Here is an 11,783-nt window from a genome sequence, read left to right as displayed (position 1 = left end):
TAGATCTTTTTTCCTCCCTCTTCCTTCATGATTTTCACAGAAAAAAATAAAGAAAATGAGGCCCTTCTTTCATGAAGCGGCCTCGCTTTCTTTATATCGGTTATACGGCTGTATAAAAATCGTTAAACTCTTCACGTGAAATCTTGCAGCGTCCGTCCGCAAACAGGAGGTAAACGTCGCTTTCTGTTTCTTTCACAACCATTCCATGCTGTGGAAGGATTTTATCGTACCCTTTTTTCGTTTGTACCCATGCAATCTTCATGACAAATACCTCCTTGTTTTGATCGTTTTTGGTACATAAAATAATAACACTTTGTTAAGTTATTGTAAATATTTCGTTAAGAATAGTTTATTCTATTGCTTTTTATTTATAAGTATGATAAAAAAGGAAAATTTTTATTTACTTTATTTCTATGCGTAAAGAAGGGGAAAGTTTTTACTAAAAAATTACAGTATATCTTAAGTTTATTGGCAATATGTTCGCAATTTTGTAAAATAAAAAAATACATAAAGCGGGGAGAGGGGAGTAAGCATGAGAGTTTCATTATTTATCACCTGTCTATCGGATGTGTTCTTCCCGAATGTTGGACAGAGTGTAGTGAAAGTGCTGGAGCGCTATGGCGCTCAAGTAGATTTTCCGCAGGCACAGACGTGCTGCGGACAGCCCGCTTACAATAGCGGCTACCACAGAGAAGCACGCGAAGCCGCCAGGCATATGATTGATGTTTTTGCGGACAGCAACTATGTAGTTGCGCCGTCCGGTTCCTGCGTAGCGATGATTCGCCATTATTATCCTGAGCTTTTAAAAGAAGAGCCGACCTGGCGGGAGAAAGCGGAAGCGCTGACAAAGAAAACATACGAATTCTCTGAGTTTCTTGTGCAGGTCTTGCAGGTAGATCGGATAGATGCAAGCCTGCATGCCAGCGCTACCTACCATCATTCCTGTCATATGAGTCGTGGACTTGGCATTAAGGAAGAGCCTGCCGCTCTTCTTGAACAGGTAAACGGATTGGAAATGGAAGAGTTGCCGTACTGCCAGGACTGCTGCGGATTCGGCGGTACATTCGCAGCAAAGATGAGCACGATCTCCGAAGCGATGGTAGACGAGAAAATTAAACATATCGAAGAAACCGGTGCAAATGTGCTGATTGGCTCCGATATGGGATGTTTAATGAATATCGGTGGCCGCCTTCGCCGGACAGGAAAAGATGTGCAGGTTATGCATGTGGCGGAAGTGCTGGCGCAGGGAGGAGCCAAATGAGCGTACAACCACTCGAATTTTTCGGACGGGTCGATAAGGCGCTGATGGACGAGCAACTGCGCAAAGCGGTGCCGTTTACCCAGGACAGGCTTCGCGGCGGACGGTTCCAGGCCGCGGATGAACTGGGCAATGTGGAAGAATGGCGCAATCTGGCCGCGCAGATCCGTATGCATACGATTGAAAACCTTGACAGTTACCTGGAGCAGTTGACCGATAACGTAGAAAAGAACGGCGGGCATGTGCATTTTGCGCCTACGGCGTCCGATGCGGTCGCTCATGTGTTGCGGATTGCCAAAGAAAAAAATGCCCGTTCCGTCGTAAAATCGAAATCAATGGTATCGGAAGAAATTCATCTTAATAAGCATCTGGAAGCAGAAGGAGTACGGGTCATTGAATCGGACCTTGGAGAATACATTATTCAACTGGCAGGCGAGACGCCTTCCCACTTGATTGCGCCGGCGATTCATAAAACGAGAACCCAGGTGGCGGAGCTGTTCTCCGGGGTAGCCGGCCGTACGCTGTCCGATGCGACGGCAGAGTTGTGCCAGTTCGCCCGCGAAGAGCTGCGGCGCGAGTTTCTTGAAGCCGACATTGGGATTTCCGGCTGTAACTTTGCGGTAGCTGAATCGGGATCGATTGTACTGATTAGCAACGAAGGGAACGCCCGTCTGACGACGACACTGCCCAAAGTACATATTGCAATTATGGGCATGGAACGGCTTGTGCCGACCTGGGAAGAACTTGATATTGTCGTATCGATGCTGACCCGAAGCGCTACAGGCCAGAAGATTAGCGTGTATATGACGGCAATGAGCGGCCCACGCCGTCCGGAGGATATCGACGGACCGGAGGAATTCCACTTGATTATACTCGATAACGGGCGTTCAGACATTCTGGGTACGGCTTATCAGGAAGTATTAAAGTGCATTCGTTGCGGCGCCTGCTTGAACGTATGTCCGGTATATCGCCATATTGGAGGCCATGCATACGGAGGTGTCTACAGTGGACCGATCGGTGCGGTATTAACACCGCTGCTGGAAGGGTATGAAGAATGGAAGGAATTACCGTATGCTTCGAGTCTATGCGGGGCTTGTACGGAAGTGTGCCCGGTGAAAATTCCGCTGCATGATTTGCTGATTGAGCATCGCAAAGACGAAGTGGAAAACGGCTTTACCTCCTGGCAGGAGAAGCTGGCGTTTAAAGGTTTTGGTTATTTGACATCGCATCCTTTTCTTTATGATAAAGCGGTTCGTGCCAGTCATATGGCAACCGGATGGCTGTCAAACGAAGGTGTCATCGAGACAGGACCGGGGCCGCTCGCCGGCTGGACAAATGTGCGCGATTTGCCTCGTCCGGCCAAACAATCGTTCCGTGAATGGTGGAAGAACGAGAAGGGGGGCGGTCCACGTGGCAGCTAAAGAACGGGAAGAATTCCTAAACCGGATTGCCGGCAAGTTAGGGCGTGCGCGACGCAGCGGCGTTAAGTCGCCGCGCTGGGACACGAAGCCGTATGCGCATCTCCACAAGGGTTTAGACCATGAAGGTTTAGTCCAGCAGTTTATCGGAAATTTGCGCACCCTGCAGACCGAAGTGCTGCGAGTTTCACCGGAGGACGCGGGACAGGCGCTGGATCGAATTTTCGAGAGCGCTTCAGTCCGTTCGGTCGTATACTGGGATGATGAGCGACTGCATGCAATAGGTTTGAGCCGTCTTCTGGATGAAAAAGGTGTAGTACACCGTGCCTGGGATACAGCGGTGGACGAACAGGAGCTGCGTAATTATACGGCAGGCGTTGAAATGGGAATTGCCTATGCCGAACTAGGGCTTTCCGAGACAGGTTCGGTAATGCTGTGGAACGGCGGCGGACGGGGACGCCTGGTCAGTCTCCTTCCCCCGGTATTTGTCGTTTTTCTTTCAGAGAAAACCATTGTGCCGCGATTGACCGAAGCAGCGGAGTACATACGCGAGAAAGTGCCCGCCCAGCTTCCGGCATGCGTAAACTTTATAACCGGACCGAGCCGGACGGGCGATATCGAGATGGATCTGGCGTTCGGTGTACACGGTCCGGGCAAGGTGTACGTTATTTTGCTAAAAGGATAACAAGGAGTGGAGCAGAATGATTCAACAGGCAGCAGTTATCGGTTCCGGAGTTATGGGCCACGGCATCGCCCAGGTATATGCACAGGCTGGCATTGCCGTTATTTTATATGATCTGGAAGACAGCTACCTCGAGAAAGCGAAGAAAGCGATCGAAGCAAATCTGGCTCTGCAGGCCGGGCAGGGCCTTCTGACAGAAACGGAGAGTCGAGAGGCGCTTGCCCGCATCACAACGACAACGAATTTGGAAGAGACAGTGAGAACGGCCGAGTTTATTACAGAAGCGATTCCGGAAGTCATTGAATGGAAATGGGAACTGTATGAGAAGCTGGAGCGCCTGGCAAAGCCCGATGCCGTCATTGCATCCAATACGTCGACGCTTCCGATTTCGCGGCTCGCTGAAAAGATGTCCACACCTGAGCGAATGGTCATTACCCATTTCTTCAATCCTGCACAACTGGTTCCGCTGGTCGAGGTTGTCCGGCATGATCGTACAACAGAAGAGGCGATACAGCTGACAATGGAACTGATGCGCAAAATCGGTAAAGCGCCTGTGCTGTTGAAAAAAGAAGTGCCGGGATTTATCGCGAACCGGCTGCAGGCCGCGCTTGCGCGTGAAGCATTCCACTTGCTTGAGGAAGGTGTGGCGGAAGCCCGTGATATTGATTTGGCGGTAACGGCAGGTCCGGGGTTCCGCTGGTCGTTTATCGGTCCTATTGAGACGGCAGATTTCGGAGGGCTGGATACGTGGAAGCGTGTCATCGACAATCTTGCGCCGGTGCTCAGCAAGAGCCAGCAGGCTCCCGACCTTCTGAATGAGTGTGTTGAAGCAGGCAATTTGGGTACAAAAACAGGACAAGGTATATATAAATATGAAAACGCCTCCGTTTCAGAAAAAATTAAAGAACGGGACGAAAAATTCATTGAACTGTTGAAGATAAAACAAAGATAATAAGAGAAGAGAAAAAAGAGCGGCAGTCACAGGCCGCTCTTTCCTTCATTTTTTTGGCGGGGCTTATGGCTGATTGACCATGGTGGGTTCCTCTGGCATAGCAGGAGAGAAAGGTGGGAAAATGATGGAATGGATGAGCGGTTATTTATTGGCCGTTACTTTTTTAGGATGGCTGCTCATGGGACTTGATAAATGGAAGGCACGCCAGCACACATGGCGTATTAAAGAAAACACATTGTTTCTCGTCGCGCTATTGGGCGGAGCCGCAGGTTGTCTCATTGGCATGTATATGTTCCGTCACAAAACTCGGCATATGCGTTTTGTTTGGGGAATGCCGCTTATTTTGGCGGGGGAAATATTTTTGCTGCTGTATTACGGACGAAGATTTTTAGTGTAGAGGAATGTGAATGAAAAGAAAAAGATGGGTTGGATTTGCCGTCTTATTCGGACTTATCCTGCTGGTGATGCTCACCTATAAACCGATGTTGAATGGCCTGGCACACTATCTGGTCCATCCGGATGAAAAGGCGCCAAGCGATTTTATCATACTGCTCGGCGGGGAGACGGACGGACAGCGGACACGCAAAGCGGTTGAACTGTACCGGGCGGGCCTGGCACCAAAGATTATCGTTTCTTCCGGTGCACGCATCTCCTGGCGTACGACAGAAAGCAAAGAGATGGTGGCATTGCTTAAGCAGCTTGGCGTACCGGATAAAGACATCGTATTGGAACAAAAATCGCGCAGCACGTATGAAAATGCATTCTATACCCGGAAGGTGTTGGAAAAAGAGACGTTACAACATAAGCGAATTACGCTGGTTACCGATAACTGGCATACGCGCCGCGCTATGTTTATTTTCCATAGAGTATTTGAAGGAACAGGGATTGAAATTGGCAGTGTCGGTTCACATTCGCTAGAGAAAATCCGGTTGGATGACTGGTGGCGGGACCATGAAAGCATGCAGACGATCTTAAGCGAGTGGTCCCGTCTGATTGTCTACGTCATTAAGTATTAAAGCAACCGCCGCCTTCTTTCACTATGATTATGATTTATTTTTGTGTTTGATTGGACTTTAGCAAATATACGAGAATGAAGAGCACACGCTAAAAATCAAACAATAGATAAATTTGATAAGATAAAGAAAACACAATAGGAAAGGAAGATTTTGATGAAACAATATGGAATTTATCAGGTAACCGTCCCGCTTCCGTTTCGCTTAAACCATGTGCACTGTTATTTTGCGCACCATAACGGAAAATGGACTGTTATCGACACCGGACTGAACCGGGAGGAGACACGTCAAACCTGGAAGGCCGCGTTTGCTGAATACGGTATTGCGGCACAGGATGTGGAACGTATCATTCTTACCCACTACCATCCGGATCATTTCGGGTATGCAGGAGGACTGCAAAGCTGGACAGGAGCGAACGTTTACATAAGTGATAAAGCGAAAGAACATGCCTTGTTCACCTGGACTGAGGAGAATTTCGCACGAAATCAGAAATTTTATCTTGCGGCAGGCATGCCGGAAGAGCTGGTCAGCCAACTGCGAGAGAACGATGATACATTTTATAAGTTAGTACGTCCGTTTCCAGAAAGAACGCAAGCTCTCCATGAAGGGAGCACATACCGTATCGGCGAGTTGGTTTATGAAGCGATTCATACACCGGGCCACGCGGAAGGGCATATATGTTTCTATAATAAAGAAGAAAAAGTACTAATCGCGGGTGATCATTTATTGAAAAAGATTACGCCCAACATCTCGTATCACGGACAGGGCGATGCCAATCCGCTTAAAACGTATGTATCATCGCTTAAAAAAATTCGCGAACTGGATATCGCGCTCGTCATTCCCGGGCATGGACCCGTATTTACCGATGCGCAGGAACGAATTGAAGAATTACTTCGGCACCATGAAGAACGGCTTGCGTTCGTGCTTGATGTGATAAAAGGTGAAATGACCGCATACCAGATTTCACAGGCCTTGTTCTCCCGGCCTCTCTCTGTACATGAGCAGCGGTTTGCTATCGGAGAAACAATCGCCCATCTGCACTATTTAGAGGAGAAAGGGGAAGTGGTGGTCTATCGGGATCATGTTCCTCATACATATAAAAAGGTGTGACTATAGAAGCGAGAACGGGGGAATTACAACTTGAACGATTGATGAGCTGTTTTTCCCCTCTCTTTTGGGAACCGGGTGTATAAAAGGGAGGGATGCGGATGTTCGGTGGAAATCCTCTGGGTCATCGCCATTTTTTTTCTCCGCGGTACTGGATATGCCTATGGCGACTGGCGGCTTTTTTGGAGCTGGAATGGTCAAAAACACATAAATTGTAAAAATATATTCTGTTTCTGTTTTGCTTTTTTTTCCCGTGGTAAAGAGAATATAGTGTGATTTTGTACGTATCATCCACGCAGAGGAAAGGGGACAGAAAAGAAGTGAAGAAAAAAATTCTATTTATTTCTGATCACGGTGATCCTTTAGCGAAGCTTGGAGGAGTACAGGCTGGCGGCCAAAATAACTATGTGCGTCAACTGGCGCTGGCTTTGGAGAAACAGGGAGCAAAAGTGGACGTCGTCACCCACTGGTGCGAAGCGGATGCGCCGCGTACGGAAACGTTTGGAGAACGATGCAGAGTGATCCGCATCGCCGCCGGATATAAAGGGTTTGTCTCCAAAAATGAAATGTATGATATATTGCCGGCGTTCTATGCAGAAATGAAAAAGCTTCTTCCACTGCATATGTATGATATCGTTCATACACATTACTGGTTATCCGGTTTGCTCGGGAAAAAAATTGAAGAAGAATACGGATTACCTTTTGTTCATACATCCCATTCACTGGGGATTGCCAAGCAGAAGGCGACAGGAATTTATGACAAAATCCGTCACGAAGCAGAAGAGTATATTTTGAGTAGTGCAAACAGCGTCATTGCTACTACAAACAACGAAAGAAATTTAATTCAAGAATTCGTACCCTCTCCGGCACCTATCTCGGTCATTCCAATTGGAGTTGCTCCTTTATTTCAGACTCGTTACAATCGTTCGCAACTGCGCAGGCAGTTAGGATACAGCGGTCCGCTGCTTTTCTTTGCCGGCAGATTGGAAGAGACAAAGGGCATTTATACGCTTCTAGATGCATTTCGCTTGTTGTTTGAACGCGGCGGTGCGCCGGCAGGAACGAAGCTGGTGCTCGCCGGCGGACAGACGGAAGCGATTGATCTGGATAAGCGTAAACCGCTGGACGAAAAGCTAAGAAGAGCCATTGAAGGCATGGAGGAACATATTGAATTTATTGGTCCAAAATCGCAGGAAGAGCTGGCACTTTTCTTCAATGCTGCCACCGCTACAGTCGTGCCGTCGTATTATGAGTCATTTGGCATGGTCGCAGCAGAAGCACAGGCATGCGGCAGTCCGGTTATCGCCTCCCGCGTGGGCGGCTTGCAGAATGTCGTGAATGATGGGGAAACGGGGCTTTTGGTAGAGCCGAAAAATGCCGCAGACCTGTCAGTCGCGATGAAAGCGCTGGTTACGAATGATCTGTTGACACAGCGTCTGGGCAAGCGGGCGACGCGGTTGGCGAAGCGCGATTACCAGTGGCCGGCCATTTCTGAACGAATTAATAGCGTATATGAGGAGGTTTTAGCAAATGCAGCAGAGCGTGACGCATCTTTTGGCTACCGACTTGGACGGGACGCTGGTTGGTGATGAAGCGGCGCTTCGCGCCCTGCTTCGTTACTACGATGAGCAGCCGTACAATGTCGTACTTATCTACAACACAGGCCGACATTTATGCTCGGCGCTTTCCCTGCTTTCTCAGGAGAAGCTGCCCCGGCCGGATATCTTAATTACGGATGTAGGAACAGAAATTTATTATGGTGAAGAACTGGAGCCGGATAAAGAATGGCGCAGCAAAATTGCTGCATGGTGGAGACCTGCAGAAATTGAGCGGATTGCCTCTGAATGCCCAGGGCTTATCCCGCAGGATATCCCTGTGCGTCACCGGCTTTCGTATACGGTACAGGATGTAGCGGCGGTCAGAGAGGTAGAAAGCCGACTTAAGAAAGCGCAAATCCCGCATAAGCTGATTGTCAGCAGCGGACGCGATGTTGATATTTTGCCGCCGATATGTGGAAAAGGGGAAGCGCTGCGTTATGTATTGGAATCACGCGGCTGGTGTGACGCCAATGTATTGGTGGCAGGCGATTCCGGTAACGATCATGAAATGATTACGCTTGGATATCCGGCGGTCATTGTAGGGAATGCCCAGCAGGAATTGCTTGAACTCAAAGAGCATCCGCTTATTTTCCGTGCTGAAAAAGTCTGCGCTGGTGGTATTCATGAAGCATGGGAACATTTTTACGGCAAAAAAAGCAGTGCGCTCCTATAAAAGAGAGGCACTGCTTTTTGCTTCACTGAGACGCTTTTTTTATTTAAAAAAGCGCCTCAATGAAGCAAGGCGCCTTTTCCGGTATTGTGAATCGTGGCAGCGACGATTTCAAGCACGTCGTGCCGGTTGAGCGAGCCCAGACCGTCCCGCAGCACAATGGATACGTTCAATTCTTCTTCGGTTAGCACATGCTGAGCTTCAGGCATAACCATACTGATGATTTCTTCTAGTCTTACAGTTTCCACGGACATCACCTCGTTCGATAAGTATTGGTCATACTTTAGAACAACGGACTTCTTTTCATCCAGATGCTGCCGGGTAACGCAGGATGTCCAGGCTGATTTGGACATGAGGTATAAAAATATATTTATATTATACCACAATAGTAGCCATTTATTCTTCTAGGAAAGAATGGAACGAGCGCTGAACAGAAAAACATTTAATGCAATAAGGGAAGCGATGAGAAGCATGTGGAACTTTGGGCTTTCTTTCAGTACGGCTACTATGCTGAGGATAATGGAGGTGAGGAAGAAAGCTGCGCTTGCCCATAACAGAATGCTCCATATCATATAAAATCACCTAACAAACAAATTTTCACAAAAAACTACATTATTTTAGAAGCAACATAATGAAAACCCGGGGCATTCCCGGGTTTTCGCATGCTGTATCATAATATTATTCAGCTTTTGGAGCCGCGTTTTTAATATTTTCCGGCATATCAGCGAACTTCTGGAAGTTTTTCACGAACAGGGAAGCAAGTTTCTTTGCCTGTACGTCGTACGCTTCTTTGTCCGCCCAGGTGTTACGTGGATTAAGGATATCAGACGGTACGCCAGGGCAATTCTTCGGCATCAAAACACCGAATACCGGATGGGCTACGAATTCCTCTTTATCCAGCTCGTGGTTGAGTGCCGCTGTGATCATTGCACGGGTGTACGGCAAGTTCATCCGCTTGCCTACGCCGTACGGACCACCGGACCAACCGGTGTTCACCAGATATACCTGTGCGTTGTGTTTGTCAATTTTTTCACCGAGCATTTCCGCGTAGACGCGAGGAGGCAGCGGCAGGAACGGTGCGCCGAAGCAGGTAGAGAATGTCGCTTCCGGCTCGGTAACGCCGCGCTCGGTTCCAGCCAGTTTGCTTGTATAGCCGGACAGGAAGTGGAACATCGCCTGTTCTTTCGTCAGCTTCGCGATTGGCGGCAGTACGCCGAAGGCATCGGCCGTTAGGAAGATAACCACGTTCGGGTGACCGGCTACGCTCGGAATCAGCGCATTCGGGATATAATGCAACGGATAAGCCGCACGGGTGTTTTCTGTTAAGCTGTTATCATCATAATCAGCTTCGCGTGTATTTTCGTCGATTACGACATTTTCAAGCACGGAACCGAATTTGATTGCATTAAAAATTTCAGGCTCTTTTTCAGCGGATAGGTTAATACACTTGGCATAGCAGCCGCCTTCGATATTGAAGACGCCATCGTCAGACCAGCCGTGCTCGTCATCTCCGATCAGCTTACGGTCCGGGTCGGCGGACAGCGTTGTTTTACCTGTTCCAGACAGGCCGAAGAACAGGGCTACGTCACCGTCTTTGCCCATGTTAGCAGAGCAGTGCATAGACAGAACGTTTTGCTGCGGAAGCAGATAGTTCATGACGGAGAAGATAGATTTCTTCATTTCGCCTGCATAGCGTGTGCCACCGATAAGAACCACTTTCTTCGCGAAGTTTATGATGATGAACGTCTCGGAGTTGGTACCGTGAATTTCCGGATTTGCTTCAAACGTCGGTGCGCTGATGACTGTAAATTGCGGTTCATGCGTCTTTAACTCTTCCTCTGTCGGACGAATGAAGAGCTGGTGTACGAACAAATTGTGCCATGCGAATTCATTTACTACGCGGATCGGCAGGCGATAGCGCTGATCAGCACCGGCGAAGCCGTCGAATACAAGCAATTCTTTTCCGTCTAAGTAGTTGATTACATCCTGGTACAGCTTGTCGAATTTGTCTTCGGAAATCGGTTGGTTTACCGTGCCCCATTCAATTTTATCGTGTACGGAAGGTTCATCCACGATGAACTTGTCTTTAGGAGAACGCCCCGTGTATTTTCCTGTTTTTGCTGTGACCGCGCCTGTAGAAGTCAGTTCGCTGCGCTTGCGAAGAACCGCCATTTCTACAAGTTGTGCCACTGATAAATTAAAGTGAACATTCTCTCCTTTGAGAATATCCTTCAATTCCTTGTTCGTTTGTGTCTCCATTTTCCCTATCCTTTCCTGAGTTTCTTTCATTCACGTCGAAAGATTAGTATGTCACTTATCCAGTGATTAGTATGTCTTAATAATAGTATGCTTTTTTTTGTTCTGCAACCTTTCCTTGAAAATTTCCTAAAAAACCATCTATAATTATAAAGCTTTTTAAAACAAATATTAAAGAAATGTTAAGAGAAAACGGTCATTACGCAGGTATGGTTTGCATTCGATGGAATATTACAAAAAATGAGCTTTTCTCTTATTTTTCACTGGATTTTTTTTATGATAGGATAATTTTACAATTAAATATTCATTGTAACATAGCCGCCCAGCCAAGTACTTTCAATTGTCGCCTTAGTTCTTGTAGCGCATAACAAGAAGGAGGAAGAAAAAGTGCTGAGGAATAAAAAATTGTCAGGTGTTTCGAAGCCGTTAAGTCTGGTAGAAGAGATTTTTGGACAACAGGGATTCCAGCGCAGGGGCAGTAAAGAGGAGCCGGTGTTCCGGATGAATATCCGCGATACTTCGACCAACCAAACATACGTATTGGATGTTCCGTTCAAAGAAGAGAAAGGAAGTTCTGAGCGTTTTGCCCGCTTTGAGGAACCATATGTTGCCTTGAGTTCGTCTTCTATTATGCGCAATGGAGGAAACGGCGAAGTTCCGCGCTCGATTTCCTGGGCAGCGGAAAGCAAATTAGCGGAGGTGGCTGATTACCTGGCGGCTTTTTCTCGTTCCAATCATATATAAGGTGTGGAAAATATAAAGGTATTATTCAAGAAACCTCTTCGTCACGGAGAGGTTTCTTTTTGTGAAAATTGTGAGGAAAGAAGGA

General features: G+C 47.6%; 13 protein-coding genes. 10 read left to right on the top strand and 3 right to left on the bottom strand.

All coding sequences use genetic code 11. The features are described 5' to 3' along the window. Positions 1 to 100 precede the first annotated feature (100 nt). Entirely contained in the window at positions 101 to 262 is a 162-nt protein-coding gene (locus tag B2899_RS15660) for a hypothetical protein (protein WP_286887040.1), read from the bottom strand. A gap of 270 nt (positions 263 to 532) precedes the next feature. Here B2899_RS15660 and B2899_RS15655 point away from each other — a divergent pair, with 270 nt between their 5' ends. From B2899_RS15655 to B2899_RS15615, 9 genes are all read left to right on the top strand, one after another. Continuing rightward, positions 533 to 1,261 carry a (Fe-S)-binding protein gene (locus tag B2899_RS15655; protein ID WP_286887038.1) on the top strand — a complete coding sequence of 243 codons (729 nt, stop codon included), beginning with the start codon at positions 533 to 535 and terminating at the stop codon, positions 1,259 to 1,261. Continuing rightward, the gene (locus B2899_RS15650) at positions 1,258 to 2,679 is read left to right on the top strand and encodes a LutB/LldF family L-lactate oxidation iron-sulfur protein (RefSeq protein WP_146812056.1); all 1,422 of its coding nucleotides are present in this window, start codon (positions 1,258 to 1,260) and stop codon (positions 2,677 to 2,679) included. The genes B2899_RS15655 and B2899_RS15650 overlap by 4 nt, the downstream gene beginning before the upstream one ends. Beyond that, positions 2,669 to 3,361 (top strand): LutC/YkgG family protein, encoded by a 693-nt coding sequence (locus B2899_RS15645; protein ID WP_286887034.1) that lies wholly within the window; start codon positions 2,669 to 2,671, stop codon positions 3,359 to 3,361. The genes B2899_RS15650 and B2899_RS15645 overlap by 11 nt, the downstream gene beginning before the upstream one ends. A gap of 16 nt (positions 3,362 to 3,377) precedes the next feature. Then, complete coding sequence (locus B2899_RS15640) at positions 3,378 to 4,310, top strand: 3-hydroxyacyl-CoA dehydrogenase family protein (protein ID WP_286887032.1); 933 nt, start codon at positions 3,378 to 3,380, stop codon at positions 4,308 to 4,310. A 121-nt stretch (positions 4,311 to 4,431) separates the two neighbouring features. After that, the gene (locus tag B2899_RS15635) at positions 4,432 to 4,707 is read left to right on the top strand and encodes a DUF1294 domain-containing protein (protein ID WP_286887030.1); all 276 of its coding nucleotides are present in this window, start codon (positions 4,432 to 4,434) and stop codon (positions 4,705 to 4,707) included. 10 nt (positions 4,708 to 4,717) lie between these two features. After that, positions 4,718 to 5,326 (top strand): YdcF family protein, encoded by a 609-nt coding sequence (locus tag B2899_RS15630; RefSeq protein ID WP_286887028.1) that lies wholly within the window; start codon positions 4,718 to 4,720, stop codon positions 5,324 to 5,326. A 153-nt stretch (positions 5,327 to 5,479) separates the two neighbouring features. Then, a complete protein-coding gene (locus tag B2899_RS15625; protein ID WP_286887026.1) occupies positions 5,480 to 6,433 on the top strand; it encodes an MBL fold metallo-hydrolase in 954 nt (317 codons plus the stop codon). A gap of 317 nt (positions 6,434 to 6,750) precedes the next feature. Further along, positions 6,751 to 8,019 (top strand): glycosyltransferase, encoded by a 1,269-nt coding sequence (locus B2899_RS15620; protein ID WP_286887024.1) that lies wholly within the window; start codon positions 6,751 to 6,753, stop codon positions 8,017 to 8,019. Further along, the gene (locus B2899_RS15615; protein WP_286887021.1) at positions 7,961 to 8,701 is read left to right on the top strand and encodes an HAD-IIB family hydrolase; all 741 of its coding nucleotides are present in this window, start codon (positions 7,961 to 7,963) and stop codon (positions 8,699 to 8,701) included. Before B2899_RS15620 ends, B2899_RS15615 begins: the two co-directional genes overlap by 59 nt. A gap of 56 nt (positions 8,702 to 8,757) precedes the next feature. Here the strand turns inward: B2899_RS15615 and B2899_RS15610 are convergent, their stop codons facing one another. Then, positions 8,758 to 8,946, bottom strand: coding sequence for a hypothetical protein (locus B2899_RS15610; RefSeq protein ID WP_146812049.1), 189 nt, complete (start codon positions 8,944 to 8,946; stop codon positions 8,758 to 8,760). A gap of 430 nt (positions 8,947 to 9,376) precedes the next feature. Beyond that, on the bottom strand, positions 9,377 to 10,957 hold the full coding sequence (pckA, locus tag B2899_RS15605; protein ID WP_146812048.1) for a phosphoenolpyruvate carboxykinase (ATP): 1,581 nt from the start codon (positions 10,955 to 10,957) through the stop codon (positions 9,377 to 9,379). Between the two features lie 384 nt (positions 10,958 to 11,341). Between pckA and B2899_RS15600 the strand changes: the two genes are divergently transcribed. Beyond that, positions 11,342 to 11,698, top strand: coding sequence for a hypothetical protein (locus B2899_RS15600; protein WP_146812047.1), 357 nt, complete (start codon positions 11,342 to 11,344; stop codon positions 11,696 to 11,698). The last annotated feature ends 85 nt before the right edge of the window (positions 11,699 to 11,783 follow it).

Origin of the sequence: Aneurinibacillus sp. UBA3580 (assembly GCF_002375825.1) — a bacterium.
Classification (GTDB): Bacteria; Bacillota; Bacilli; order Aneurinibacillales; family Aneurinibacillaceae; genus Aneurinibacillus; species Aneurinibacillus danicus.
The sequence above is the reverse complement of the archived record's forward strand: the minus strand, read 5'-3'. Positions and strand labels throughout refer to the sequence as shown.